Raw genomic sequence first — 24,895 nt, forward strand, 5'->3', positions numbered from 1 at the left:
CGGCTGCCCGGTTCGCCGAGAGGGCCCGCGCCCATCGCCGCCTGACCCAGCGCCGGGTGCTGATCGCGCTCGGTGCGCTGCTGGCCGTCGGCGCGGTCGTCTGGCTGCTGTTCTTCTCCCCGGTGCTCGCCCTGCACGCCGCCCAGGTCCGGATCACCGGCGCGGACAGCGTGGTGGCGGTGGACCAGGTGCAGGCGGTGGTCGACGCCCGGGACGGTGCCCCGCTGCCGCGGCTGGACACCTCCGCGCTGCGCTCCGAGCTGCTGGAGGTGCCCGGGGTCCGGGACGCCACCGTGACCCGGGAATGGCCGCACGGACTGAGCGTCGCCCTGGTCGCCCGTGAGCCGGTGGCCGCGGTGCCGGAGGACTCCGACGTGGTGCAGTCCGCGGAGGGCACGCCGACCGGTGCCGGGTTCGCGCTCGTCGACGAGGAGGGCGTCCAGGTCGGACGTGCCGACGAGGCGCCGGAGGGCCTGCCGGTGGTCGACGTCCCGGTCGGGGAGGAACGGGTGCTGACCGCGGTGCTCGGCGTGCTGGAGCAACTGCCCGCCGATCTGCTCGCGCAGGTCGGTCAGGTGTCGGCGACCACGCAGGACTCGGTGAACTTCACCCTGCGCGACGGTGCAGCCGTGGAGTGGGGGAGCGACCAGGACTCGGCGCTCAAGGCCGCGGTGCTCTCCGCCCTGCGTGCGGCGCCGGAGACGGCGGGTGCGTCCCGGTACGACGTGTCCGCCCCCACCATGCCGGTGGTCGGGTGACGACGGGGTCCGGCGGGAATCACACCGCCCGATCCGACACGCGCGGCGTGGCAGATTGAACACGGCCGGGGCGGCACCTACCGTCGCACCCGGACAGAAATGACATAACTGTAACCCTCTAGTTGAGGGTGAAGGTTCGCCCGACACGCGAGACGAAGACGAGAGGCACCCACCGTGGCAGCTCCGCAGAACTACCTGGCGGTCATCAAGGTCGTCGGCATCGGCGGCGGTGGCGTCAATGCCGTCAACCGCATGATCGAGGTCGGACTCAAGGGCGTCGAGTTCATCGCGGTGAACACCGACGCGCAGGCACTCCTGATGTCGGACGCCGACGTCAAGCTCGACGTCGGCCGGGAGCTGACCCGCGGTCTCGGCGCCGGCGCCGACCCCGAGGTGGGCAAGAAGGCCGCCGAGGACCACGCCGAGGAGATCGAGGACGTCCTGCGCGGCGCCGACATGGTCTTCGTCACCGCGGGCGAGGGCGGCGGCACCGGCACCGGCGGCGCGCCGGTCGTCGCGCGGATCGCCCGCTCCCTGGGCGCGCTGACCATCGGTGTGGTCACCCGTCCGTTCCAGTTCGAGGGCCGCCGGCGCTCGGTGCAGGCCGACGCGGGCATCGAGGCGCTGCGCGCCGAGGTCGACACCCTGATCGTGATCCCGAACGACCGGCTGCTGTCGATCGCCGACCGGTCGGTGTCCGTGCTGGACGCCTTCCGCTCCGCGGACCAGGTGCTGCTCTCCGGTGTCTCGGGCATCACCGACCTGATCACCACCCCCGGCCTGATCAACCTGGACTTCGCCGACGTGAAGTCGGTGATGCAGGGTGCGGGCTCCGCGCTGATGGGGATCGGGTCGGCCCGTGGCGAGGACCGCGCGGTCCAGGCCTCCGAGCTGGCGATCAGCTCCCCGCTGCTGGAGGCCAGCATCGACGGCGCCCACGGGGTGCTGCTGTCGATCCAGGGTGGCTCCGACCTCGGCCTGTTCGAGATCAACGAGGCCGCCCGTCTGGTGCAGGAGGCCGCGCACCCCGAGGCGAACATCATCTTCGGTGCCGTGATCGACGACGCCCTGGGCGACGAGGTACGGGTCACCGTGATCGCCGCGGGCTTCGACGGCGGCGCGCCGGTGAAGCGCGACGACCGTGCGCTCGGCCAGGTCGGCCGGTCCGCCACCCCGGGGCAGCCCGCGAGCATCCCGCCCGCTCCGCCGGCCCCCGCGGTGCCGCCGACCACCGGTGCCCACGCCGCCGTCCACCCGCAGCCGGTCGACCCGGACGCCGAGGGCGAGGGCGTGCCCGCGTTCCTGACCCCGGAGCAGGCCACCGAGCGGACCGCCCAGCTCGAGGTCCCGCCGCGGATCTACGAGGAGGAGGTCCAGCGCCGCCGGGACGACGACCTGGACGTGCCCGACTTCCTGAAGTGAGCGTGCTCGACGGCGCGGTCATCGGGGTCGATCTCGGCCCCGGTGTCCGCGCCTGCTTCACCACCCGCGCCGGTGGGGTCAGCCCCGCGCCGTGGGAGTCGCTGAACCTGGGCGGCGCGGTCGACGACGACCCCGCCCGGGTCGCCGCCAACCGGCGCCGCGTCCAGGACTGGGCCGGCGTCCCGCTCGGCTGGGGCCGCCAGGTGCACGGCACCGCGGTCCGGCTGGTCGACGGCGGGCCGGACGCGGGGGAGTGCGACGCCCTCGCGGTGGTCCGTCCCGGTCTGGGCGCCGCCGTCCTGGTCGCCGACTGCGTGCCGGTGCTGATCGCGGACCCGGAGGCCGGGCTCGCCGCCGCGGTGCACGCCGGACGGCGGGGTCTGCTCTCCGGCGTGGTCCAGGCCGCGCTGCGCACGCTGGCCGTCCACGGGGGCGACCCGGCCCGGATGCGCGCCGCCATCGGTCCCTGCATCCGGGGCCCGCACTACGAGGTGCCCGCGGCCCTGCGCGACGAGGCCGCGGCCGTCCTGCCCGCCACCGCCTGCACCACCGTCGACGGCACCCCCGGCCTGGACCTGCCCGCCGGGGTGCGGGCGATCCTCGCCGACGCGGGCCTGCGCCACGTGCTCGACACCGAGCTGGACACCGCGGTCGACGACCGGTTCTTCTCCCACCGCCGTGCGCAGCGGGCCGGAACCGCGACCGGACGCTCGGCAGGGGTCGTCGCACTGGTCTGATCCTCGGCGTGTCGCACCGGGTCGCCTGCTTGACAGGTTGCTAGCGTGACCGTGCAGGACATGTCAGATTCCGCAGGATGGAGTGACCGCGATGGCCGGAGCGCTGCGCAAGACCATGCTGTACCTCGGGCTTGCCGACGACCGTGGCGAGCACGAGCAGTATGTCGACGAGTACGACGAGCCGGAGGCGACGATGGTGGACGACTTCGAGGCCGAGGTGACCCCGCTGCGCCCGCAGTCGGCCCCCTCGCGCCCGATGACCGAAACTCACGCGGCCCCGGCCCATGAGGGCGACATCCGCCGGATCAGCACCATCCACCCGCGCTCGTACAACGACGCGCGCAAGATCGGTGAGGCCTTCCGCGCGGGGACCCCGGTGATCATGAACCTCTCCGACATGGACGACTCGGACGCCAAGCGCCTGGTCGACTTCGCCGCGGGGCTGATCTTCGGGCTGCACGGCGCGATCGAGCGGGTGACCAACAAGGTCTTCCTGCTGTCGCCCGCCAGCGTCGAGATCGCCGGTGGCGTGGAGCGGCCGGGCGAGACCTCGCGCGGCAGCTTCTTCAACCAGAGCTGACGCGTGCGCATCATCCTCGGGGTGCTCCAGGTCGCTGTCCTGCTGTTCATCCTGGTGCTGTTCGCGCGGCTGGTCCTGGACTGGGTCCAGGTCCTCGCCCGTGACTGGCGCCCCCGGGGTGCGGCACTGGTGGTCGCGGAGGCGGTGTACACCGTCACCGACCCGCCGCTGCGCTGGCTCCGACGGATCATCCCGCCGCTGACGTTGGGCTCGATCCGGCTCGATCTCGGGTTCATGGTGCTGGTGCTCGGCTGCTGGTTCCTGCTCTCCATGCTCGGGGTTCTGGCCTCCAGCGTGTAAGACCTGAGCACAACACGTCCCTCGGGACGTGCAGATACGTGATTGTCCGATACGGTGAGCCGAGGTGGTCGGCGGACTACCACCGGCACGACCCAGTTCGACAGAAGGTGACGACGATGGCACTGCTGACTGCAGACGACGTCCTGAACAAGAAGTTCCAGGCGACCAAGTTCCGAGAGGGCTACGACCAGGACGAGGTCGACGACTTCCTGGACGAGGTCGTCAACACCCTGCGGGAGACCCAGGCCGAGAACGACGACCTCAAGGGCAAGCTGGCCGCCGCCGAGCGTCGCATCGCCGAGCTCAGCCGTGCGGGCGCCCAGTCCGCGCCCGCCGCCGCTCCCAAGCCGGAGCCCGAGGCGGAGAAGCCGGAGCCGGCGCCCGTCGCCGCCGCGCCGGCCGTGCCGACCACCCCCGCGCCGGTCGTGCAGGCCACCGCTCCGGTCCAGCCGCAGCGGCAGAGCGAGCCGGAGTCCGCCACCGGCATGCTGGCGCTGGCCCAGAAGCTGCACGACGACTACGTGCGCTCCGGCCAGGAGGAGGGTGACCGTCTGGTCACCGAGGCCAAGACCCAGGCGTCGCGGATCGTCCGCGAGGCGGAGGAGACCTCGGCCCGGACCCTCGCCCAGCTCGAGGAGGAGCGATCGATGCTCGACCGCAAGATCGACGAGCTGCGGGTGTTCGAGCGCGACTACCGCACCCGTCTGAAGAGCTACCTGGAGAACCTGCTCGGCGACCTGGACAACCGCGCCTCCGCGCTGCCGCCCCGCGGTGGCCAGGGCGCGACCCCGTCGACCAACATCTGATCGACAGACTCCTCGTCACCTCACGACACACCACGCCCGCTGGCCGGGCGTGGTGTGTTGTGCGTTGTGGGTCCGGCACATACGCTTCGCGGACTCACCCGAGAGAACAGGACGGCGCCCCGTGGCCCTGAACGAATCGCTTGACGCACGCCCCACGATCCCCGACCTGACCGACGCCGCGGAGCGGTTCCCGGTCCGGGCCGGCGAGGACCCGTGGACGCCGGAGGAGGTGCAGGCGATCGCCGACGAGCTGCTCGCCGAGCTGGACCGCCTCACCGCCGAGCTGGCCAGTGCCGACCAGGAGCTCAACGAGCTGCTGCGCAACTCCGGTGACGGCGCGGGCGACGACCAGGCGGACAGCGGCTCCTCCGCGCTGGAGCGGGAGCACGAGCTGACCCTGGTCAACAACACCCGGGACATGTTGCAGCAGACCACCCGCGCCCTGGAGCGGATCTCGGCCGGCACGTTCGGGCGGTGCGACTCCTGTCACGAGGCGATCGGCAAGGCCCGGGTGCAGGCCTTCCCCCGGGCGGTGCTCTGCGTGTCCTGCAAGCAGCGCGAGGAGCGACGCTGAGCGCTGCGTAGACTCCTGCCCGATGTCGACGAACCCGCCCCCCGCGCCCACCTCGGCCGTCCCCGCTCGTCGGGCCCGTCTGGTCTGGCTGATCGCCCTGGCGGTCGGCGTCCTGGTCCTCGACCAGCTCACCAAGGCCTGGGCGCTGTCCGGTCTGGAGGAGGGCGTCCGGCACCCTGTGCTCGGGGACGCCCTCGGCATCCAGCTGCTGTTCAACCCCGGTGCGGCGCTCGGCCTGGCCACGGGCACCACCTGGCTGCTGACCCTGATCGCCCTGGTGGTGATCGTGGTGATCGTCCGGGTCTCGCGGCGGCTGGGCAGCACCGGCTGGGCGATCGCGCTCGGCCTGCTGCTCGGCGGTGCGGTCGGCAACCTGATCGACCGGCTGGTGCGTGAGCCGGGCTTCGGGCGCGGGCACGTGATCGACTTCATCGCCTACGGGAACCTGTTCGTGGGCAACGTCGCGGACATCGCGATCGTGGTGGCCGCCGGTCTGCTGATGATCCTGTCGTTCCGTGGCGTGCGGCTGGACGGGAGCCGCGAGGACGCGGCGGCGCAGCACGTGGCCGAGCCCGAGCCTGTCGCTGAGCAGCCGGTCGCCGAGGGGCCGGTGGACACCCCGGCCGTCGAGTCCCCCCGCGACCGCGCCGATGGCTGAGGTCCGCAGCTTCCCGGTCCCCGACGCGCTGGCCGGAGAGCGGATCGACGCCGCGCTGTCCCGGATGCTGGGGCTGTCCCGCACCCGGGCCGCCGAGCTCGCCGAGGCCGGGCACGTCCGGGTGGACGGGGTCGAGGTCGGCAAGTCCGCTCGGCTGACCCCGGACGGCTGGCTCGAGGTCGAGCTGCCCGACCCGGAGCCGACCGGGCCCGTGATCGTCGCCGAGGACGTGCCCGAGCTCCGGGTGGTGCACGACGACGCCGACATCGTGGTCGTCGACAAGCCGGTCGGTGTCGCCGCGCACCCGTCGCCGGGCTGGACCGGGCCGACCGTCGTGGGTGTGCTGGCCGCGCGCGGCTACCGGATCGCCACCAGCGGATCGGCCGAGCGCCAGGGCGTGGTGCACCGGCTGGACGTCGGCACCTCCGGCCTGATGGTGGTCGCCAAGTCCGAGCACGCGTACACCGTGCTCAAGCGGGCGTTCAAGGAGCGCACCGTGGACAAGATCTACCACGCGCTGGCCCAGGGACATCCGGAGCCGACCACCGGCACCATCGACGCCCCGATCGGCCGGCATCCCGGCAACGACTGGAAGTTCGCGGTGGTGGCCGACGGCAAGCCCTCGGTCACCCACTACGAGGTGCTCGAGATGCTGCCCGCCGCGTCGCTGTGCGAGGTGCACCTGGAGACCGGGCGCACCCACCAGATCCGGGTGCACTTCTCCGCGCTCCGGCACCCGCTGGTCGGCGACCTGACCTACGGTGCCGACCCCACGCTGGCGGAGAAGGTCGGGCTGTCCCGGCAGTGGCTGCACGCCATGCGGCTCGGCTTCGACCACCCCGCCACCGGCCAGTACCTGGAGCTGACCAGCGAGTACCCGGCCGACCTGGCCGCCGCGCTGGAGACGCTCCGCGACTCCTACCGCTGAACCGCCGGGCGTGCCCGGGGGTGTCGGCGCGGGCACCTAGGATGGTCGGCATGGCATCGGCTGGCGACGGATTCGTTCATCTTCACGTCCACACCGAGTACTCGATGCTCGACGGCGCCGCCCGGATCGGTGAGCTGCTGGACGAGGCGCAGCGGGTCGGGCAGGACGCGATGGCGATCACCGACCACGGGTATCTGTTCGGCGCGTACGACTTCTACGCCCAGGCCCGCAAGCGCGGGATCAAGCCGATCATCGGCGTCGAGGCCTACGTCACGCCGGGCACCAGCCGCCTGGACCAGACCCGGGTGCGCTGGGGCGAGGCGCACCAGGCCTCCGACGACGTCTCCGCGCGCGGCGCATACACCCACATGACGCTGCTGTCCCGGACGACCCAGGGCATGCACAACCTGTTCCGGCTCGGCTCGCTGGCCTCGATCGAGGGGCAGATGGGCAAGTGGCCGCGGATGGACCGCGAGCTGATCTCCCGGTACTCCGAGGGCCTGATCGCGACCTCCGGCTGTCCGTCCAGCGAGATCCAGACCCGACTGCGCCTCGGGCACGAGGCCGAGGCGCTGCGGGCCGCCGGCGAGCTGCAGGACATCTTCGGCAAGGAGAACTTCTTCATCGAGCTGATGGACCACGGCCTCGACATCGAGCGCCGGACCATCAAGGGCCTGCTGAACATCTCCGAGCAGATCGGCGCCCCGCTGGTCGCCACCAACGACCTGCACTACACGAAGAAGGACGACGCCCACGCGCACGAGGTGCTGCTGGCCGTGCAGTCCGGCTCCACCCTGGACGAGCCGACCTACGACAACGGCGGCTCCCGGTTCGCGTTCAGCGGCGACGGCTACTACGTCAAGACCGCCGAGGAGATGCGCCGCACCTGGTCCGAGCTGCCCGAGGCCTGCGACAACACCCTGCTGATCGCCGAGCGCTGCGAGGTCGAGTTCCCGACCGGCGCGAACTTCATGCCGCGGTTCCCGGTGCCGGACGGCGAGGACGAGAACTCCTGGTTCATCAAGGAGGTCGAGCGCGGTCTGCACAACCGGTACCGCGACGGCATCCCGGACGACGTGCGGCGCCAGGCCGACTACGAGACCGGCGTCATCGTGCAGCTCGGCTTCTCCGGCTACTTCCTCGTGGTCGCCGACTTCATCGAGTGGGCCAAGAACCAGGGCATCCGGGTCGGACCGGGCCGTGGGTCGGCGGCCGGGTCGATGGCCTCCTACGCGATGGGCATCACCGAGCTCGACCCCCTGCGGCACGGCCTGATCTTCGAGCGCTTCCTCAACCCGGAGCGCGTCTCCTGGCCGGATGTCGACGTGGACTTCGACGAGCGCCGGCGCGGCGAGGTCATCCGGTACGTCACCGAGAAGTACGGCGACGACCGGGTCGCCCAGATCGTCACCTACGGCACCATCAAGGCCAAGCAGGCGCTCAAGGACTCCTCGCGGGTGCTCGGCCTGCCGTTCGCGATGGGGGAGAAGCTGACCAAGGCGATGCCCCCGGCCGTGATGGGCAAGGACATCACCCTGGGCGGCATCTACAACCCGGACGACCCGCGCTACCCGGAGGCGGAGGAGTTCCGCCAGGTGGTGCAGGCCGACCCGGAGGCCCAGCGGGTGCTGGAGACCGCCCGCGGCCTGGAGAACCTGAAGCGTCAGTGGGGCGTGCACGCCGCCGGCGTGATCATGTCCAGCGAGCCGCTGCTGGACATCATCCCGATCATGAAGCGCCCGCAGGACGGCGCGATCATCACCCAGTTCGACTACCCGACGTCCGAGGGCCTCGGCCTGATCAAGATGGACTTCCTCGGGCTGCGGAACCTGACGATCCTCGACGACGCGCTGCGCAACATCGTCATGAACGACAAGCCGGCGATCGAGCTGGACGAGATCGAGCTGGACGACAAGGCCACCTACGACCTGCTGGGCCGTGGTGACACCCTCGGCGTGTTCCAGCTCGACGGCGGCCCGATGCGTGCGCTGCTGCGCCAGATGCGCCCGGACAACTTCGAGGACATCTCCGCGGTCATCGCCCTGTACCGCCCCGGCCCGATGGGCATGAACTCGCACACGAACTACGCGTTGCGCAAGACCGGCCTGCAGGAGATCACCCCGATCCACCCCGAGCTGGCCGAGCCGCTGGCGGAGGTGCTGGACGGCACCTACGGCCTCATCGTGTACCAGGAGCAGGTGCAGAAGGCCGCTCAGGTGCTGGCCGGCTACTCGCTCGGTCAGGCGGACCTGCTCCGCCGCGCGATGGGCAAGAAGAAGAAGGAGATCCTGGACAAGGAGTTCGTCCCCTTCGAGGCCGGCATGAAGGAGCGCGGCTACTCGAAGGGCGCGATCCAGGCGGTCTGGGACACCCTGGTGCCCTTCGCCGGGTACGCCTTCAACAAGGCGCACTCCGCGGGCTACGGCGTGGTCTCCTACTGGACCGCCTACCTCAAGGCGAACTACCCGACCGAGTACATGGCCGGTCTGCTCACCAGCGTCCGCGACGACAAGGACAAGTCGGCGCTGTACCTGAACGAGTGCCGCCGGATGGGCATCACGGTGCTCCCGCCGGACGTGAACTCCTCCGACGCCCTGTTCACCGCCGTCGGCGCGGACATCCGCTTCGGCCTGACCGCGGTCCGCAACGTCGGCGCCAACGTCGTGACCGAGATCGTCCGGGCCCGGCAGGAGAAGGGCGACTTCACCTCCTTCACCGACTTCCTGGACAAGGTCCCGGCGGTGGTCTGCAACAAGCGGACCATCGAGTCGCTGATCAAGTCCGGCGCCTTCGACTCCCTCGGCCACGCCCGGCGGGCCCTGCTGCTGGTGCACGAGCAGGCCGTCGACTCGGTGATCGGGGTGAAGCGCAAGGAGGCCGAGGGGCAGTTCGACCTGTTCGCCGACCTCGGGGGCGTCGACGACGGTCCGAGCTTCGCTGTCCAGGTGCCCGATGTCCCGGACTGGGACAAGAAGCAGCGGCTGGCCTTCGAGCGCGAGATGCTCGGCCTCTACGTGTCCGACCACCCGCTGTCCGGCCTGGAGCACGTGCTCAGCGCCGCCGCGGACGTGCCGATCGCCGTCCTGATGGCCGACGAGGACCGCCCGGACGGGTCGACGGTCCTGGTCGCCGGGCTGATCACCTCCCTGCAGCGCAAGATGTCCAAGCAGGGCAACCCGTGGGCGGCGGTCACTCTGGAGGACATGGCCGGCTCGGTCGAGATCATGTTCTTCGGCGAGACCTACCTGGCGTACTCCACCGTGCTGTCCGAGGACGCGGTGATCGTGGTCCGCGGGCGGGTGCGCCGCCGCGACGACACCATGCAGCTGCAGGCGATGGAGGTGTCCCTGCCGGACGTCTCCGCGGTCGCCGACGCACCCGTGGTCGTCACACTGCCGGAGTCCCGGGCGACCGTCCCGGTGGTCGACCGGCTGCGCGAGGTGCTCACCACCCACCCGGGGGTCAGCGAGGTGCACCTGCGTCTGACCCGGCCCGGCCGGGCGACGGTCATGCGGCTCGACCCCGGTCTGCGCGTCGAGCGCTCACCCGCGCTGTACGGCGATCTGAAGGCGCTGCTCGGCCCCAGCTGCCTGGCCCCGAGCGTCGCCGCGCCGCTCTGACCCGAGCGGCGCCCCCGTGGTGCGGTCGGCGGGTGCGTCCGTCCTCACCCGGTGGCGTCGTGCCGTGCCGTGCCGCGCAGGATCGTCGCCTCGGCGCCGTGCCGCGCGGGATCGGCACCTCCGGGGGCGAGCCGATGGCGTGCCGTGACCCCGCGGGATCGGTGCCGTCTCGCCACGCCCTTCCCCGAGATCGGTACCTCCGCAGTGAGATCGGTGGCACGGGTACCGATCTCGGCGCACAGGTACCGATCTCGGCCCGGGCCGAGACGAGAGCGTCCCGCAAGCCGATCGTGCTGACGGGCGGAGTCGGGTGCAGTCCGCGTCCGCCGGTCAGCCGATCGGGATGTTGTCCGTCCGTCGGCTCGATCGACGCGGCGCCGTCCCTGTACCGGGTCGGCCGACCTGATCGCCGTCCGTGCGGCGGGTCAGCCGACCTGGGCGCCGTCCGTGCCGGCGGGGGAGTCGACCTCGACCGTGTCGCCGCGGTGCAGCTGACGGCCGCGGCGCTGCTCGACCTCGCCGTTGACCCGGACGTCGCCGTTCTCGATCAGGGAGCGGGCGTCGGCGCCGGACTCCGCCAGGCTGGCGAGCTTCAGGAACTGGCCCAGGCGGATGACGTCATCGGAGATCGGCACGGTGTCCACACCGCACATCCTGCCAGGCCCGGTGCCGCGGGCCGGCGCGCGCCCCTGACACGGTGCGGGTCCGGGCCACCGGCCGGACGCCCCGATCCTGGACGTCCCGGTCGGGGTGTCGCACCCACCGCCTAGACTCGGTCGGGTGATCTCCCGGATCGACCTGCGCGGTCGCACCCTGACCCGTCGTGAGCTCCTCGATGAGCTGCCCCGCCCCGAGGTGGACGTGGAGGCCGCCACCGAGGCGGTGGCTCCCCTCCTGGCCGACGTGCGCCATCGTGGCGCCGACGCGCTGCGCGACCTCGCCGAGCGCTTCGACGGGGTGCGGCCCGAGCACCTGCGGGTCCCGGCCGACGCGATCGCCGACGCGGTGCGCGTCCTGGACCCCGAGGTCCGTGCCGCCCTGGAGGAGACCATCCGCCGGGTCCGCACGGTGCACTCCGCCCAGCGGCCGAGCGACTTCACCGTGCAGGTGGGCCCTGGCGCGCAGGTGCGACAGCGCTGGATCCCGGTGCGCCGGGTCGGGCTGTACGTGCCCGGCGGCCTGGCCGTCTACCCGTCGTCGGTGATCATGAACGTGGTCGCGGCGCAGGAGGCCGGGGTCGGGGCGCTCGCCGTGGCGTCCCCTCCCCAGCGGGACAACGGGGGGCTGCCGGACGCGGTCGTGCTGGCGACCTGTGCGCTGCTCGGGGTGGACGAGGTCTACGCGGTCGGCGGGGCTCAGGCGATCGGCATGCTGGCGCACGGCGCCGACGAGTCGGACGGGTCCGTGCTGTGCGAGCCGGTCGACGTGATCACCGGCCCGGGCAATGTCTACGTGGCGGCGGCCAAGCGCCTGGTGCGCGGGGCGGTCGGGATCGACGCCGAGGCGGGCCCCACCGAGATCGCGATCCTGGCCGACGGCACCGCCGACGCGGTGCACGTGGCGGCGGACCTGGTGTCCCAGGCCGAGCACGACCCGATGGCCGCGTCCGTTCTGGTCACGCCGTCGGTGGAGCTCGCGATGGCGGTGCAGGCCAAGCTGGTCGACCGGGTGCAGATCACCCGGCACGCCCAGCGGGTGGCGCAGGCGTTGGGCGGCCGGCAGTCGGCGATCGTGCTGGTGGACGACCTCGAGGCCGGGCTGGACGTGGTGAACGCCTACGGTGCGGAGCACCTGGAGATCCAGACCGCGGGGGCCGCGGCGCTGGCCGAGCGGGTGACGAGCGCCGGAGCGATCTTCGTCGGGGCGTACTCGCCGGTCTCGCTCGGTGACTACATCGCGGGGTCGAACCACGTGCTGCCCACCGGCGGGTGCGCGCACTTCTCCTCCGGCCTGGGTGTGCACTCCTTCGTGCGGGCGGTGCAGGTGATCGAGTACGACGCCGACGCGCTGCGCGAGGTCTCCGGCAAGATCGTGGCGCTGGCCGAGGCCGAGGGCCTGCCCGCCCACGGCGAGGCGGTCACCGCGCGGTTCTGAGCGGCCGGACCCTCATCCCACCCCGAGCACCAGCGGCAGCACCTCCGACGCCCCGGCCCGCCGCAGCAGGCGCGCCGCGACGGTGAGGGTCCAGCCGCTGTCCGTCCGGTCGTCCACCAGCAGCACCCGTCGGCCCGGCAGCCCGGCTGCCGCCGCGGGGGACAGGTCCAGCTCGAGTCGGCGTGCGACCCCGGCCAGCCGGTGCGCCGAGTTCACGTCGTGCCGGCCGGGCTCGCTGCCGGGGACCGGCCGGATCGCGCCGACCACGGGTACGCCCAGGTGGCGTGCGACGCCCTCCGCCAGGTGCCGGACCAGTGCGGCGTGGCCGACCGACTCGACCAGCACCACGCCCTCCGGCGGTGCGGGCCAGTCCCAGGCGTCCACGGTCGCCAGCACCGGACCGCGCAACTGCGGCGGCAGGCCGTCCGGCACCGGGGCGCCCGGCGCGAACAGGTCGCGCAGCAGCCCGCCCCACCCCACCGAGTCCATCCGGGCCACCGCGCGGCCCGGCTCGGGGCGCTCGTCGGCGGCGATCCGTCCGGACAGCTCGACCCCGAGCGTCGCCATCCCGGAGGGCCACTGGCGGCGTGGTTCGACGGACACGCCGGCGGCGGACAGCTGGTCGCGGGCCGCGGCGACCTGCTCGGCATTCGGCGTGCTGCCCGGGGTGCGTCCGGTGCAGGTGTCGCAGCGCCCGCAGCGCCAGTCGACGCCGTCGGCCAGGTCCGGGTCGTCGAGCGCCCGGCGCAGGTGGGCCATCCGGCAGTCGTCGGTGGCCAGGTAGTCGAGCATCGACTGCTGCTCGGCGCGCCGGGTGGCGGTCACCCGGGCGTACCGGTCGGCGTCGTAGCTCCACGGCCTCCCGGTGGCCTCCCACCCGCCCCGGACCCGGCGCACGGCGCCGTCGACGTCCAGCACCTTGAGCATCTGCTCGAGCCGGCCGCGGCGCAGGCTGACCCGGGGCTCCAGCGCCGTGGTGGACAGCGTCCCGGCGTCCCCGAGCGCGTCCAGCGCGGCGCGAACGTCCGCCTCGGGCGGGAAGGCGGTCCCGGCGAACCACTCCCAGATCGCCCGGTCCTCGCGCCCGGGCAGCAGGACGGCGCTGGCCCGGCCGCCGACCGCCTCCGCAGCACGACCCGCGCGACCGACCTGCTGGTAGTAGCTGATCGGTGAGGACGGGGCGCCGATGTGCACCACGAAGCCGAGGTCCGGCTTGTCGAAGCCCATCCCGAGGGCGGAGGTGGCGACCAGCGCCTTGACCCGGTTGGCCAGCAGGTCGGCCTCCGCCTCCTCGCGCTCGGCCGGATCGGTCTGGCCGGTGTAGACCCGCACGTCCAGCCCGGCGGAGCGCAGGTGCTCGGTCACCTGCCCGGCGGCCGCGATGGTCAGGCAGTACACGATCCCCGAACCGGTCATGGCGGGCAGGTTCGCGGTCAGCCAGGCCAGCTGGGCCGCGGTGTCCGGCAGCGGCACCACGGACAGGTCGAGGCTGGACCGGTCCAGCGGGCCGCGCAGCACCAGGACGTCCTGGTCGCGGCCGGTGCCGAGCTGCTCGGCGATGTCTGTGGTGACCCGGCCGTTCGCGGTGGCAGTGGTCGCCAGCACCGGGATCCCGGCGGGCAGGTCGGCCAGCAGGGTGCGCAGCCGGCGGTAGTCCGGCCGGAAGTCGTGCCCCCAGTCGGAGATGCAGTGCGCCTCGTCCACCACGACCAGTCCGGCGTCGGCGGCCAGGGCGGGGAGCACCTCGTCCCGGAACGCCGGGTTGTTCAGCCGCTCGGGGCTGACCAGCAGCACGTCGATCCGGCCGTCGGCGACCGCGGCGTGCACCTCGTCCCACTCGGTCACGTTGGCCGAGTTCAGGGTCGCGGCCCGGACCCCCGCCCCGGCCGCCGCGGCAACCTGGTTCCGCATGAGCGCGAGCAGCGGTGACACCAGGACGGTCGGCCCCGCGCCCCGGGCCCGCAGCAGCGCGGTCGCGACGAAGTACACCGCGGACTTGCCCCACCCGGTGCGCTGCACCACCAGCGCCCGGCGGTGATCGCGCACCAGCGCCTCGACCGCGTGCCACTGGTCGTCCCGCAGGGCCGCGTCCTCCCGGCCGACCAGCCGGCGCAGCACCGTCTCCGCCTCGGCACGCAGGTCGTCGCCGGCGGAGGGGTGCTGGTCGGATGGGGTGCTCATGGTCCGCGAGCCTAGGTGCGCGCACCGACACCGGCAGCCCCGTCGGCGCGGCCGGGGACCACGGCGGGACGTCGTCCGCTGTGGACAGCCGGAGCCGGGCGATCCCGTCGGCCGGTGGACACCGCGGAGGCCGGTGCGCGGTGCGTGGATACCATCGCTCCGTGACCGTCTCACCCGACCCCGTGACCGCCGCGTCCAGCGTGCCGGTGCTGCCGGTGCGTCCCGAGCTGGCCGGTGAGGCGCCCTACGGCGCCCCGCAGCTCGACGTGCCGGTGCTGCTGAACGTGAACGAGAACCCGTACCCGCCGTCCGCGGCCGTGGTGCGCGAGATCGCCGAGTCGGTGGCCGCGGCGGCGCACGGCCTGAACCGCTACCCGGACCGTGAGTTCCTCGACCTGCGCGCGGACCTGGCCGCGTACCTGGCGGTGGAGTCCGGCGTCCGGCTGCCCGCCGAGCAGATCTGGGCGGCCAACGGCTCCAACGAGGTCATGCTGCACCTGCTGCAGGCATTCGGCGGACCCGGCCGGACCGCGGTGTCCTTCGCCCCGACCTACTCGATGTACCCGGAGTACGCCCGGGACACGCACACCCGCTGGGTCGCCGGGCGGCGGACCGAGGACTTCGACATCGACCCGGCGAAGGCCCGTGCCCTGCTGGCCCGCGAGCACCCGTCGGTGGTGCTGCTGACCAGCCCGAACAACCCGACGGGCACCGCGCTGTCCCTGGACACGGTGCGCGCGGTGCTGGACCAGGCCGCCGAGGTGCCCGGCGGATGCGTGGTGGTGGTGGACGAGGCCTACGGCGAGTTCCGGCGCGACGGCGTGCCCTCCGCGCTGACCCTGCTGGCCGAGTACCCGCACCTGGCGGTCAGCCGCACCATGTCGAAGGCGTTCGGGCTGGCCGGCGCCCGGATCGGCTACCTGGCCGCGAGCCGGGAGCTGGTGGACGTGCTGCGGGTCGTCCGGCTGCCGTACCACCTGTCCGCGGTGACCCAGGCCACCGCCCGTGCGGCCCTGCGGCACTCCGCTGAGCTGATGGCCCAGGTCGGCTCGTTGCGCGCCGAACGGGACACCCTGGTGGCCTGGCTGCGCGCGCAGGGGCACCGGGTCGCGGACTCGGACGCGAACTTCGTGCTGTTCGGGACGTTCCCGGACCGGCACGCGATCTGGCAGGGTCTGCTGGACCGGGGGGTGCTGATCCGTGAGGTCGGCCCCGACGGGTGGCTGCGGGTGTCGGTCGGCACCCCGGACGAGACCGCGGCGTTCAAGGCCGCGCTGACGGAAGTGGTGGGGCAGTGAGCGCACGGACCGCACGGATCGAGCGGACGACCAGCGAGTCCAGCGTCGTGGTGGAGGTGGACCTCGACGGCACCGGCCGGACCGAGATCAGCACCACCGTGCCGTTCTACGACCACATGCTCACCGCGCTGGGCAAGCACTCGCTGATCGACCTGACCGTCCGGGCCACCGGCGACACCGACATCGACGCGCACCACACCGTCGAGGACGTCGCGATCTGCCTCGGCGAGGCCCTGCGTGAGGCGCTCGGCGACAAGCGCGGCATCTCCCGGTACGGCGACGCCACCGTCCCGCTGGACGAGGCGCTGGCCCAGGCCGTGGTGGACGTCTCCGGCCGGCCGTACCTGGTGCACTCCGGTGAGCCCGCGGGGCAGGAGTACCACCTGATCGGCGGCCACTTCACCGGCTCGCTGACCCGGCACGTGCTGGAGTCGATCGCCCACCACGCCGCCTTCACCGTGCACGTGCGGGTGCTGGCCGGCCGCGATCCGCACCACATCGTCGAGGCGCAGTTCAAGGCGCTGGCCCGTGCCCTGCGCGCGGCCGTGGCCGTCGACCCGCGGGTGGACGGCGTCCCGAGCACGAAGGGCGCGCTGTGACCGACCGGAACGATGACGACCTGTCCCGGATCGAGATCCCCGACGACCTCTCCGGTCTCGACGACCTGGGCGGCGACGTCCCGGACGACCTGTCGGGACTGGAGGAGGCGGCGGCGCCCGGTGAGCCGACCATCACCCTCCTGGTGACCCAGGTCGCCGAGGCCAAGCCGCTGGCCGCCGCCTGCTCGCTCGCCGGGATCGACGTGGACGCCGTGCCCTCGCCGGTCGGGGCGCTCGCGGTGCTCCGGTCGGCGCCGAAGGCGGCGGACGCCACCGAGGCCGCCGCCGCGTTGTCCCGGATCCTGCCGATGGCGCCGGTGCTGCTGCTCGACCGCCGCGGTGGCCGGATCGCCGCCAGCCGGTGGAACGGCGGGGAGCACGAGGACGACCTTGCGGCGGGCCTGGTGCTCTCCGGGGCGCCGGCGGAGTTGGAGGACCTGCTGCTCGGCAGCCGGACGGCCGATCAGGTGCCCGGATCGGTGACCAGCGTCGGGATGTCCCGGTGGGCCGCCATGCGGGCGCTGTCCGCCGGGCGCCGCAAGCGGGGCAAGGACTGAGACGCCGTCCGGCCGACGCCCCGCGCCGGTTAGCCTGGGGGCGTGCCTCAGCCTGATGTCGTCGTCCTGGACTACGGATTCGGAAACGTCCGCTCCGCGGTGCGCGCCCTGGAACGGGTCGGTGCCGCGGTCGAGCTGACCGCCGACCCCCATCGCGCCGCGGAGGCCGACGGACTGGTGGTGCCGGGCGTCGGTGCGTTCGCCGCGGTGATGGCCGGGCTGCGTGGCGTGCGCGGCGACCAGATCGTCGACCGCCGACTGGCCGGCGGACGTCCGGTGCTGGGGATCTGTGTCGGGATGCAGGTCATGTTCGCCCAGGGCGACGAGCACGGGACGCTGACCGACGGGCTGGGCGAGTGGCCGGGTCTGGTCGACCGCCTGGAGGCGGAGGTGGTGCCGCACATGGGCTGGGCCACCGTCGAGCCGCCGGAGGGCAGCCGCCTGTTCGCCGGGGTGGAGGACGAGCGGTTCTACTTCGTGCACTCCTACGCCGCGCGGTCCTTCCCGCTGGAGCAGACCGCCGACCCGGACCGGTTCAGCCCGCCCCGGGTGACCTGGGCGGAGCACGGCGGCCGGTTCGTCGCCGCGGTGGAGAACGGACCGCTGTCCGCCACCCAGTTCCACCCGGAGAAGTCCGGTGACGCCGGGGCCGCGCTGCTGCGGAACTGGGTCACCACGCTGTCCTGATCGTGTTCGTCCGCCATCCCTGAGGAGTTCCATGACCACCGACCGCCTGCAGCTGCTCCCCGCCGTGGACGTCGCCGACGGACAGGCCGTGCGCCTGGTCCAGGGCGAGGCCGGCTCGGAGACCTCCTACGGCGACCCGCTGTCCGCGGCACTCGACTGGGAGGCGGGCGGCGCGGAGTGGATCCACCTGGTCGACCTGGACGCCGCCTTCGGCCGGGGGTCGAACGCCCCGCTGCTCGCCGAGGTCACCGCCGACCTGACCGGTCGCGGGGTGCGGGTCGAGCTCTCCGGGGGGATCCGGGACGACGCGTCGCTGGAGCGGGCGCTCGGCACCGGTGCGGCCCGGGTGAACCTGGGCACCGCCGCGTTGGAGGACCCGGAGTGGACCGCCGCCGCCATCGCGCGGTACGGCGAGGCGATCGCGGTCGGTCTGGACGTCCGGGGCACCACGCTGGCCGCCCGCGGCTGGACCCGGGAGGGCGGTGACCTCTGGGAGGTGCTGGCCCGCCTCGACGAGGCCGGGTGCGCGCGCTACGTGGTGACCGACGTGACCAAGGACGGCACGCTGCGCGGCCCGAACCTCGAGCTGCTGCGCGAGGTCTGCCGCCGCACCGACGCCCCGGTGGTCGCCTCCGGCGGGATCTCCTCGCTCGACGACCTGCGTGCCCTGCGCGGACTGGTGGGCGAGGGGGTCGAGGGCACCATCGTCGGCAAGGCGCTGTACGCCGGGGCCTTCACCCTGCCCGAGGCGCTGGACGTCGCGGGCCGTCCGTGACCGGCCGGGAGCTCCCGCCCACCTCGGCGTTCTCCGGCGACGACGGCTCGGCGGATCCCGCGCTGCGGGCTGTCCTGACCGCGCACGCGACCGGGGACGCCGGGGTGCCGGAGGTGGTCGCCGCGCTGGCCGGGACCCGGGTGCTGGTGCCGGTGCTGGCGGAGAGCGAGAACCCGGTGGCGACCGAGGTCGAGCACCTCGCGGGCCACGCGCACACCGTCGATCGGCAGGCGTCCGCGGGGATCGTGGCGCTGCAGGCGCCGGACGGCCGGACCGCGCTGCCCGTGTTCAGCTCGGTGGCGGCGATGACCGCCTGGCGTGCCGACGCCCGTCCGGTGCCGAGCGAGATCGCCCGCGCCGCGCTGTCGGCGGTGGAGGAAGGCTGGGAGCTCCTGGTCCTCGACCCCGGCGGCCCGGTCACCGTGCTGGTGCCCCGCCCGGCGGTCTGGGCCCTGGCCCAGCAGAACGACTGGCAGCCCGCGGTCACCGGGGGAGGCGACGACCGGAGCGTGGTGCCCGAGGTGCGCGATGCGGTGCGCGCGGCGATCGGCGAGGTCGTGGCGGTGGGCGAGCCGGACCCGGTGACCGAGCCTGCTCCGCCGACGGCTCGGCGCTGGTGGCGGCGCGGGACGGCGACCCCGGTGCCGTCGGCCGCGCCCCCCGCGGTACGTGCGGTCGAGGTGGTGCCCGGCGAGCGGGCTGAGCTGACCGTGGAGCTGCATCTGGTGCCCGGCCTGGACCGCGGCACAGTGGACGCGTTGCTGCGCGCGGTCGGCGCCGCGCTGGCCGGCAGTGAGACGGTCACCCGCCGCGTGGACGCGGTGCAGGTGCGGCTGCGCTGACCCGAGGCCGGAGCGACCGACCCGAGGTCGAGGATCCGGCCCGGCGGCCGGACCGGCGCGGTCCGTTCAGCGGCGGCGTCGCAGCACGGACACGATCGGCAGGGTCACCGCCAGCGCGGTCCCGATCAGCGCGCCCACGATCTGCCCGCCCAGGATCACCCGGTTGAGGTCGAGCGCCGGCTGCCAGGAGACCTCGCCGTCGCGGACCACGTAGACGCCGAGCGGCCGGGTGTGGGTGGCGAACCCGCCCGCCCCGGCCCGGCCGGTCCCACGCGCCCGGCCACCGCCGAACGGCGGATGCGGGTGCCGGCCCGGACGTCCCGGTCCGCCGGGCCACCGCGGACCGCGGGCGTCGGCGCGCCGGTCCTCGGCCGTCCGGCTCTGGTCGTCGCCTGTCCGGCTCTGGTCCGACGGGTCGCCGACCTCGCCGGGCCCGACGTCGCCGGACCCGGCCTCGGCCAGGTCCCCGGCGGGCTCGGGGTCGCCGTGCCGCGGCCCGCCGTGCCCGTCGCCGAACCGCCCACGCCCACCGGCCCCGGCCCGGCCGTGCGCGCCGGACACCACGGCCACCGGGATGATCAGGGCACCGTCCTGCTCGTAGGCCTCGCCGAACACCCGGCGCACCGAGAAGCTGTCGCTGGCCGCCGAGGTGAGCGAGGACAGGTCGCTCGCGTCCTGCCCGGCGGTGGTGGATTCGTCCTGGCTCACGGGGATGCCTCCTCGGTCGGATCTCGGAGTCCCACCGTGGCACGGACCGTTCGCGGGGGCCAGCGCCCCGGGGGATCAGCCGTCGGAGCAGGCCACGGTCGGGACGAGAGCGGTCTCGTCCGCGAGGATCGTGCGCAGCGTGCTGACCGGCACCACGAAGCTCTGGCCGGCCTGGTTCTTGGCGTAGACCACCCCCACCACGGCGCCCGCGCTGTCCAGCACCGCGGAGCCGGAGCTCCCGGGCTCGACGGCGGCGTCGGTCAGCAGGACCTCGCCCAGATTGCTGTTCAGCGGGTCCGGGGTGCTGCCGATCACCCGGCCGCTGGTCACGGTGAGCTCGCCGCCCTCGGGGTAGCCGACCACGGTGATCGGGTCGCCGGGGGCCGGGTCCGCCTCGCCGAGTCGGGTCGCGGACGGCAGGGCGTCGGCGGTGCGGACCAGCGCGAGGTCGGACAGCGCCGCGGAGGCCGAGGTGGCGACGGTGACGTCCCGGCCGTCGTAGGTGCTCAGCTGCAGCTCGGCGGAGTCGGCCACCACGTGCCGGTTGGTGATCAGGGTGTTCTCGTCGATGGCGAACCCGGAGCCGGTGCTCACCGACCCGCACCCGATGTTCCGCACGCGGACCGACATCCGCTGGGCGGCGTCGAAGCCGTCCGGGGACAGGTTGCCGGTGGAGGAGGGCGCCGGCACCGGTGCACTCGACGGCACCAGGTCGGTCGGCGGCTCGCCGGGCAGGGTGAAGGAGGAGCAGCCGGTCAGCAGCAGGACCGCCAGACCGGCGAGTGCGGTGCGTGCCCTCATCCGCCGGTCCCGGTCGCGCCCCGGGCGAGTTCCTGCTGCAACGAGTCGTTCGCCGACTTGGCGCTGGCGCACAGGGCATCGACCTGGTCGCGGAACCGGACCAGGTCGTCCGGGTCGTAGGCGGCCGCGTCGTCGAGGTAGCCGAGGAGCTCCTGCTGACGGTTGATGCACTCGTTCAGCGAGGTGGCGACCGACCCGGCGGCCGCCGACACCCGTTCCTGGTAGTCGACCAGTTGGCGCTGGGCCTCGCGGTCGTCGCCGACCGCGGCCTTCTCGGCGGCGAGCTCGGTGACCCGCTGCTGCGAGGCGGACAGCTGCTCCTGCACCGTGCTCAGCTCGGCGACCGTGCCGTCGTGCTCGGTGCGCAGCTGTGCCAGGTCCTCGCCGATCGCACCGGCGTCGGACTCGACCTGCGCGGCGTAGGCGGCCCAGCGGTCGCTGCGCACCCAGAAGAACGCGGCCAGGGCGCAGGCGGCGACCAGGAGCACCGCGAGCACGATCGCCACGATCCGCAGCCCGCGGGACCTTGCGGGCGGCTTCGGCGCCTCGTGCGACGGGTGCGACGCGGGCGCGACGGTGTCCCCGAGGGCGGATGAGACCGGACCCCACGGGTCCTCGGCTCCGGCGGACGTCACCCGGCCAGCCTACGTGCCGCCGCCCCGCGGAGGGCGGCGGAGTCCGGCCGGGGTCCCGGAGCTGGGAGAATGACCGCTCGTGTCCCTCGGTTCCTACGGTCGCGTCCTGCGGCTGCCCGGCGTGCTGCCGCTCACCCTGATCGCCTTCGTCGCCCGGATCCCGCATGCGATGACCGGGGTGACCCTGACCCTGCACGTGGTGCTGTCGCTGCACCGCGGCTACGCGCAGGCCGGGGCGGTCGCGGCGGCGATGACGGTCGGGATGGCGATCGGCGCGCCGTGGCGGGGCCGCCGGGTCGATCGGATCGGGCTGCGGCGCGCGCTGATCCCGTCGGTGATCGTGTCCTCGGTGATCTGGGTGGTCGCGCCCCGGCTGGACTACGCCTGGCTGGTCGTCGCGGCGGTGGTGGCCGGCGCCTTCCTGGTGCCGGTGTTCTCGGTGGTGCGGCAGTCGTTGTCCGTGCTGGTGCCCGCCGATCAGCAGCGCACGGCCTTCGCCTTCGACTCGGTCTGCACGGAGCTGACGTTCATGGTCGGACCGGTGCTGGCGGCGTTCCTGGCGACCTCGCTGTCGACGACGGTGGCCCTGACCGTGGTCGGCGCCAGCACCGTGGTCGCGGGGGTGGCGCTGTTCTGGGCCGATCCGCCGACCACCTCCGTGCAGCGCGACGCCCGGCACGGCGGACCGACCAGCACACTCGCCGCCACCGCTGCGGTGCCCACCGCCGGGGCACCGGTCGCCGACCGGCGCTGGCTCACCCCGGGGCTGGTGATCGTGCTGGCCTCGGCGTCGTCCGTGGCGGTGCTGTTGAACGGCACGGACGTCAGCATCGTCGCGGCACTGGAGGACTGGGGCCGGGCGGGGTCGGTGGGCTGGGTGGTCGCGCTGTGGTGCCTGGGATCCGCGGTCGGCGGTCTGGTCTACGGGGCGAGCCCGCTGGAGCTGCACCCGTTGACCCTGGTCGCACTCTTCGGGCTGTGCACGCTGCCCGCTGCCGTCGCGCAGACCCCGGCCCAGCTCGGTGTGGCGATCGTGATCTCCGGCCTGCCTTGCGCGGCGGCGCTGTCGTCGATCAACGCCTCCCTGGTGCGGATGGTGCCGGAGCACCGCCGTGGTGAGGTGATGGGCTGGAGCGGCACGGCCAACACGCTGGGCGGTGCCGTGGGCGCTCCGGCGTGCGGAGCGGTGATCGACGCGCTGGGCGCCCAGGCCGGTTTCGGCTTCGCCGGGGGTGCCGGGATCGTGCTGGCCGGGACGGGCCTGGTCGCGATGGCGGTGGTCCGGCGGCGCGGGTCCCGAGCGGCCTGACCGTGCCGGCCGGTGCCTCAGCTGACCGCGCCGGCCGGCGACTCAGCTGACCGCGCCGGTGAACTTCTCGCCCGGGCCCTCGCCGAGCGCGTCCGGGAACGGCGAGGCCTCGCGGAACGCCAGCTGGAGCGAGCGCAGCCCGTCCCGCAACGAGCGGGCGTGCTGGTTGCCGATGTCCGGAGCGACGGCGGTCACCAGGGCCGCCAGGGCGTTGATCAGCTTGCGCGCCTCGTCCAGGTCCGTCAGCTCGGCGCCGGTGACGCCGTCGGTGTCGGGGGACAGGCCGCACTTCACCGCGGCGGCGCTCATCAGGTGCACGGCGGCGGTGGTGATCACCTCGACGGCGGCGACATCGGCGATGTCACGGACGGCGGCGGTGGCATCCGGGGTCTCGGTCATGGGCTGATCCTCACATGTCCGGGCATGCGGCCGCCCGTCCCGCGGTGGGGACGGGCGGCCGGACGCGCTCAGATCTCGGTGTCGCTCGGCTGGTCGACCGGGGCGCCGTCGTCACCGGCGGCGATTAGCTCGCGCAGCGTGGCGCCGAGTCCGGCGTCGACCTGGGTCCAGTACCAGAGGAACCGCTCCTGCACCCGGGCCACCGTCAGGCCGCGGTACTGCCCGACCAGCGTCTCGTGGAAGCGCTGCTTGGCCCCGTCGTCGAACACGTCGCGGTAGAGGGTGCCTGCCTGGCCGAAGTCGTCGTCCTCGGCGTGCAGCGTGGCCGCGGCCCGGACCAGCTCGCCGTCCGATTCCCAGGAGCCCTCGCCCGCGGCGGTGGCGGAGGCGACCGGTCCGCCGAAGCTGTTCGGCGCGTAGACCGGCACGTCCGGGTCGTTGAAGTCGTGCCGCTGGGAGCCGTCGGCGGTGTACGAGTGCACCGGGCAGCGGGGGGCGTTCACCGGCAGCTGGGCGTAGTTGGTGCCCACCCGGTACCGGTGCGCGTCCGGGTAGGAGAACACCCGGGCCATCAGCATCTTGTCCGGGGAGATCGCGGTGCCCGGCACCAGGGTGGCGGGGGAGAACGCGGCCTGCTCGATCTCGGCGAAGAAGTTGCGCGGGTTCCGGTTCAGCGTGAAGTGCCCGACCTTGATCCGCGGGTAGTCGCCCTTCGGCCACACCTTGGTCAGGTCGAACGGGTTGAAGCGGTAGGTCTTCGCCTCGTCGTAGGGCATGACCTGGACGTAGACGTCCCAGGTCGGGAAGTCGCCGCGCTCGATCGCCTCGTACAGGTCGCGACGGTGGAAGTCCGCGTCCTCCCCGGCGATCCGCTCGGCCTGCTCGGGGGTGAGCGCCTCCACGCCCTGCCGGGAGATGAAGTGGTACTTCACCCAGAACCGCTCACCGGCCGCGTTGATCCACTGGTAGGTGTGCGAGCCGTAGCCGTTCAGCGTCCGGGTGGTGGTCGGCAGGCCGCGGTCGCCCATCAGGTAGGTCACCTGGTGCGCCGACTCCGGGGACAGGGTCCAGAAGTCCCACTGCATGTCCGCGTCGCGCAGGCCCGAGCCGGGCAGGCGCTTCTGGGAGTGGATGAAGTCCGGGAACTTCATGCCGTCCCGGATGAAGAACACCGGGGTGTTGTTCCCGACGATGTCGAGGTTGCCCTCGGAGGTGTAGAACTTCAGCGCGAAGCCGTGCACGTCCCGCCAGGTGTCCGGGCTGCCCTGCTCGCCGGCGACGGTCGAGAACCGCAGCAGCATCTCGCTGGTGGTCCCCGGTTGGAACAGCGCGGCCCGGGTGTAGGCGGACACGTCCTCGGTGACGACGAACTCACCGAAGGCGCCGGTGCCCTTCGCGTGCACCACCCGCTCCGGGATCCGCTCCCGGTTGAACTGGGCCAGCTTCTCGACCAGGTAGTGGTCGTGCAGCGCGGTGACGCCGTCGGGACCGGCGGTCAGGGAGTGGGCGTCGGAGGCGACCGGCGTGCCGAAGCTCGTCGTGGTCGGGGAGGACTCCTGGGTCATGGGCGTTCCTTCCAGTCGTGGCGGGCCGCTGGCGGGCACGCCGGTCACCGGCCGGGCGAGTG

25 protein-coding genes are annotated in these 24,895 nt (G+C 73.4%); 18 read left to right on the plus strand and 7 right to left on the minus strand.

The features are described 5' to 3' along the window. The 10 genes from OGL89_RS13560 to dnaE form a co-directional block, all read left to right on the plus strand. A partial coding sequence (locus OGL89_RS13560; protein ID WP_263120687.1) for a cell division protein FtsQ/DivIB occupies window positions 1-758 on the plus strand: 758 nt, incomplete at its 5' end. Window positions 759-932: 174 nt separating this feature from the next. Then, complete coding sequence (gene ftsZ, locus OGL89_RS13565; RefSeq protein WP_263120688.1) at window positions 933-2,180, plus strand: cell division protein FtsZ; 1,248 nt, start codon at window positions 933-935, stop codon at window positions 2,178-2,180. After that, window positions 2,177-2,917, plus strand: coding sequence for a polyphenol oxidase family protein (locus OGL89_RS13570; protein WP_263120689.1), 741 nt, complete (start codon window positions 2,177-2,179; stop codon window positions 2,915-2,917). The genes ftsZ and OGL89_RS13570 overlap by 4 nt, the downstream gene beginning before the upstream one ends. A 91-nt stretch (window positions 2,918-3,008) precedes the next feature. Then, window positions 3,009-3,497 carry a cell division protein SepF gene (locus tag OGL89_RS13575; protein ID WP_263120690.1) on the plus strand — a complete coding sequence of 163 codons (489 nt, stop codon included), beginning with the start codon at window positions 3,009-3,011 and terminating at the stop codon, window positions 3,495-3,497. 3 nt (window positions 3,498-3,500) lie between these two features. Further along, entirely contained in the window at window positions 3,501-3,797 is a 297-nt protein-coding gene (locus OGL89_RS13580; protein ID WP_263120691.1) for a YggT family protein, read from the plus strand. 116 nt (window positions 3,798-3,913) lie between these two features. Then, window positions 3,914-4,603: a DivIVA domain-containing protein gene (locus tag OGL89_RS13585; RefSeq protein ID WP_263120692.1), complete on the plus strand. Its 690-nt coding sequence runs from the start codon at window positions 3,914-3,916 to the stop codon at window positions 4,601-4,603. 121 nt (window positions 4,604-4,724) lie between these two features. Beyond that, window positions 4,725-5,177, plus strand: coding sequence for a TraR/DksA C4-type zinc finger protein (locus OGL89_RS13590; protein WP_263120693.1), 453 nt, complete (start codon window positions 4,725-4,727; stop codon window positions 5,175-5,177). A gap of 22 nt (window positions 5,178-5,199) precedes the next feature. Further along, the gene (gene lspA / locus OGL89_RS13595) at window positions 5,200-5,835 is read left to right on the plus strand and encodes a signal peptidase II (protein ID WP_263120694.1); all 636 of its coding nucleotides are present in this window, start codon (window positions 5,200-5,202) and stop codon (window positions 5,833-5,835) included. After that, window positions 5,828-6,763, plus strand: coding sequence for an RluA family pseudouridine synthase (locus tag OGL89_RS13600; protein ID WP_263120695.1), 936 nt, complete (start codon window positions 5,828-5,830; stop codon window positions 6,761-6,763). Before lspA ends, OGL89_RS13600 begins: the two co-directional genes overlap by 8 nt. Before the next feature lie 50 nt (window positions 6,764-6,813). Beyond that, entirely contained in the window at window positions 6,814-10,383 is a 3,570-nt protein-coding gene (gene dnaE, locus OGL89_RS13605; protein WP_263120696.1) for a DNA polymerase III subunit alpha, read from the plus strand. Window positions 10,384-10,808: 425 nt separating this feature from the next. On the opposite strand, the gene OGL89_RS13610 is transcribed toward dnaE, so the two are convergent. Next, window positions 10,809-11,036: an RNA-binding S4 domain-containing protein gene (locus OGL89_RS13610; RefSeq protein WP_263120697.1), complete on the minus strand. Its 228-nt coding sequence runs from the start codon at window positions 11,034-11,036 to the stop codon at window positions 10,809-10,811. A 127-nt stretch (window positions 11,037-11,163) separates the two neighbouring features. On the opposite strand from OGL89_RS13610, the gene hisD reads away from it, so the two are divergent. Then, window positions 11,164-12,477: a histidinol dehydrogenase gene (gene hisD, locus OGL89_RS13615; protein ID WP_263120698.1), complete on the plus strand. Its 1,314-nt coding sequence runs from the start codon at window positions 11,164-11,166 to the stop codon at window positions 12,475-12,477. A gap of 12 nt (window positions 12,478-12,489) precedes the next feature. On the opposite strand, the gene OGL89_RS13620 is transcribed toward hisD, so the two are convergent. Continuing rightward, window positions 12,490-14,658, minus strand: coding sequence for a RecQ family ATP-dependent DNA helicase (locus tag OGL89_RS13620; protein ID WP_263120699.1), 2,169 nt, complete (start codon window positions 14,656-14,658; stop codon window positions 12,490-12,492). A gap of 161 nt (window positions 14,659-14,819) precedes the next feature. On the opposite strand from OGL89_RS13620, the gene OGL89_RS13625 reads away from it, so the two are divergent. Genes OGL89_RS13625 through OGL89_RS13650 form a run of 6 tightly spaced genes read left to right on the plus strand, consistent with a single transcriptional unit; the run spans window position 14,820 to window position 19,416 of the window. After that, a complete protein-coding gene (locus OGL89_RS13625) occupies window positions 14,820-15,956 on the plus strand; it encodes a histidinol-phosphate transaminase (protein ID WP_263120700.1) in 1,137 nt (378 codons plus the stop codon). Next, window positions 15,953-16,555, plus strand: coding sequence for an imidazoleglycerol-phosphate dehydratase HisB (gene hisB / locus OGL89_RS13630; RefSeq protein ID WP_263120701.1), 603 nt, complete (start codon window positions 15,953-15,955; stop codon window positions 16,553-16,555). The genes OGL89_RS13625 and hisB overlap by 4 nt, the downstream gene beginning before the upstream one ends. Further along, complete coding sequence (locus tag OGL89_RS13635; protein ID WP_263120702.1) at window positions 16,552-17,112, plus strand: hypothetical protein; 561 nt, start codon at window positions 16,552-16,554, stop codon at window positions 17,110-17,112. Before hisB ends, OGL89_RS13635 begins: the two co-directional genes overlap by 4 nt. Before the next feature lie 42 nt (window positions 17,113-17,154). After that, entirely contained in the window at window positions 17,155-17,799 is a 645-nt protein-coding gene (hisH, locus tag OGL89_RS13640; RefSeq protein ID WP_263120703.1) for an imidazole glycerol phosphate synthase subunit HisH, read from the plus strand. Between the two features lie 31 nt (window positions 17,800-17,830). Then, entirely contained in the window at window positions 17,831-18,574 is a 744-nt protein-coding gene (gene priA, locus OGL89_RS13645) for a bifunctional 1-(5-phosphoribosyl)-5-((5-phosphoribosylamino)methylideneamino)imidazole-4-carboxamide isomerase/phosphoribosylanthranilate isomerase PriA (RefSeq protein ID WP_263120704.1), read from the plus strand. Continuing rightward, complete coding sequence (locus OGL89_RS13650; RefSeq protein WP_263120705.1) at window positions 18,571-19,416, plus strand: SseB family protein; 846 nt, start codon at window positions 18,571-18,573, stop codon at window positions 19,414-19,416. The genes priA and OGL89_RS13650 overlap by 4 nt, the downstream gene beginning before the upstream one ends. A gap of 66 nt (window positions 19,417-19,482) precedes the next feature. On the opposite strand, the gene OGL89_RS13655 is transcribed toward OGL89_RS13650, so the two are convergent. The 3 genes from OGL89_RS13655 to OGL89_RS13665 form a co-directional block, all read right to left on the minus strand. Then, window positions 19,483-20,124, minus strand: coding sequence for a hypothetical protein (locus OGL89_RS13655; protein WP_263120706.1), 642 nt, complete (start codon window positions 20,122-20,124; stop codon window positions 19,483-19,485). A gap of 75 nt (window positions 20,125-20,199) precedes the next feature. Further along, window positions 20,200-20,925, minus strand: a complete 726-nt coding sequence (locus OGL89_RS13660; RefSeq protein ID WP_263120707.1) for a serine protease — start codon at window positions 20,923-20,925, stop codon at window positions 20,200-20,202. Beyond that, window positions 20,922-21,560 (minus strand): hypothetical protein, encoded by a 639-nt coding sequence (locus OGL89_RS13665; RefSeq protein ID WP_263120708.1) that lies wholly within the window; start codon window positions 21,558-21,560, stop codon window positions 20,922-20,924. The genes OGL89_RS13660 and OGL89_RS13665 overlap by 4 nt, the downstream gene beginning before the upstream one ends. A 79-nt stretch (window positions 21,561-21,639) precedes the next feature. Between OGL89_RS13665 and OGL89_RS13670 the strand changes: the two genes are divergently transcribed. Beyond that, the gene (locus tag OGL89_RS13670) at window positions 21,640-22,869 is read left to right on the plus strand and encodes an MFS transporter (RefSeq protein WP_263120709.1); all 1,230 of its coding nucleotides are present in this window, start codon (window positions 21,640-21,642) and stop codon (window positions 22,867-22,869) included. Window positions 22,870-22,911: 42 nt separating this feature from the next. Here OGL89_RS13670 and OGL89_RS13675 read toward each other — a convergent pair whose 3' ends face one another. Both OGL89_RS13675 and OGL89_RS13680 read right to left on the minus strand, forming a co-directional pair. After that, window positions 22,912-23,268: a DUF1844 domain-containing protein gene (locus OGL89_RS13675; RefSeq protein ID WP_263120710.1), complete on the minus strand. Its 357-nt coding sequence runs from the start codon at window positions 23,266-23,268 to the stop codon at window positions 22,912-22,914. 68 nt (window positions 23,269-23,336) lie between these two features. Next, complete coding sequence (locus tag OGL89_RS13680; RefSeq protein WP_263120711.1) at window positions 23,337-24,833, minus strand: catalase; 1,497 nt, start codon at window positions 24,831-24,833, stop codon at window positions 23,337-23,339. Window positions 24,834-24,895: the final 62 nt, after the last annotated feature.

Source organism: Cellulomonas sp. RIT-PI-Y, assembly GCF_025642745.1.
In the GTDB taxonomy this organism is placed as follows: domain Bacteria; phylum Actinomycetota; class Actinomycetes; order Actinomycetales; family Cellulomonadaceae; genus Cellulomonas.

Coding starts and splice junctions, on each gene's coding strand:
- OGL89_RS13575 (WP_263120690.1), top strand. CDS start 3,009: ATGGCCGGAGCGCTGCGCAAGACCATGCTGTACCTCGGGCTTGCCGAC.
- OGL89_RS13585 (WP_263120692.1), top strand. CDS start 3,914: ATGGCACTGCTGACTGCAGACGACGTCCTGAACAAGAAGTTCCAGGCG.
- lspA (WP_263120694.1), top strand. CDS start 5,200: ATGTCGACGAACCCGCCCCCCGCGCCCACCTCGGCCGTCCCCGCTCGT.
- OGL89_RS13600 (WP_263120695.1), top strand. CDS start 5,828: ATGGCTGAGGTCCGCAGCTTCCCGGTCCCCGACGCGCTGGCCGGAGAG.
- dnaE (WP_263120696.1), top strand. CDS start 6,814: ATGGCATCGGCTGGCGACGGATTCGTTCATCTTCACGTCCACACCGAG.
- OGL89_RS13610 (WP_263120697.1), bottom strand. CDS start 11,036: ATGTGCGGTGTGGACACCGTGCCGATCTCCGATGACGTCATCCGCCTG.
- OGL89_RS13620 (WP_263120699.1), bottom strand. CDS start 14,658: ATGAGCACCCCATCCGACCAGCACCCCTCCGCCGGCGACGACCTGCGT.
- priA (WP_263120704.1), top strand. CDS start 17,831: ATGACCACCGACCGCCTGCAGCTGCTCCCCGCCGTGGACGTCGCCGAC.
- OGL89_RS13660 (WP_263120707.1), bottom strand. CDS start 20,925: ATGAGGGCACGCACCGCACTCGCCGGTCTGGCGGTCCTGCTGCTGACC.
- OGL89_RS13675 (WP_263120710.1), bottom strand. CDS start 23,268: ATGACCGAGACCCCGGATGCCACCGCCGCCGTCCGTGACATCGCCGAT.
- OGL89_RS13680 (WP_263120711.1), bottom strand. CDS start 24,833: ATGACCCAGGAGTCCTCCCCGACCACGACGAGCTTCGGCACGCCGGTC.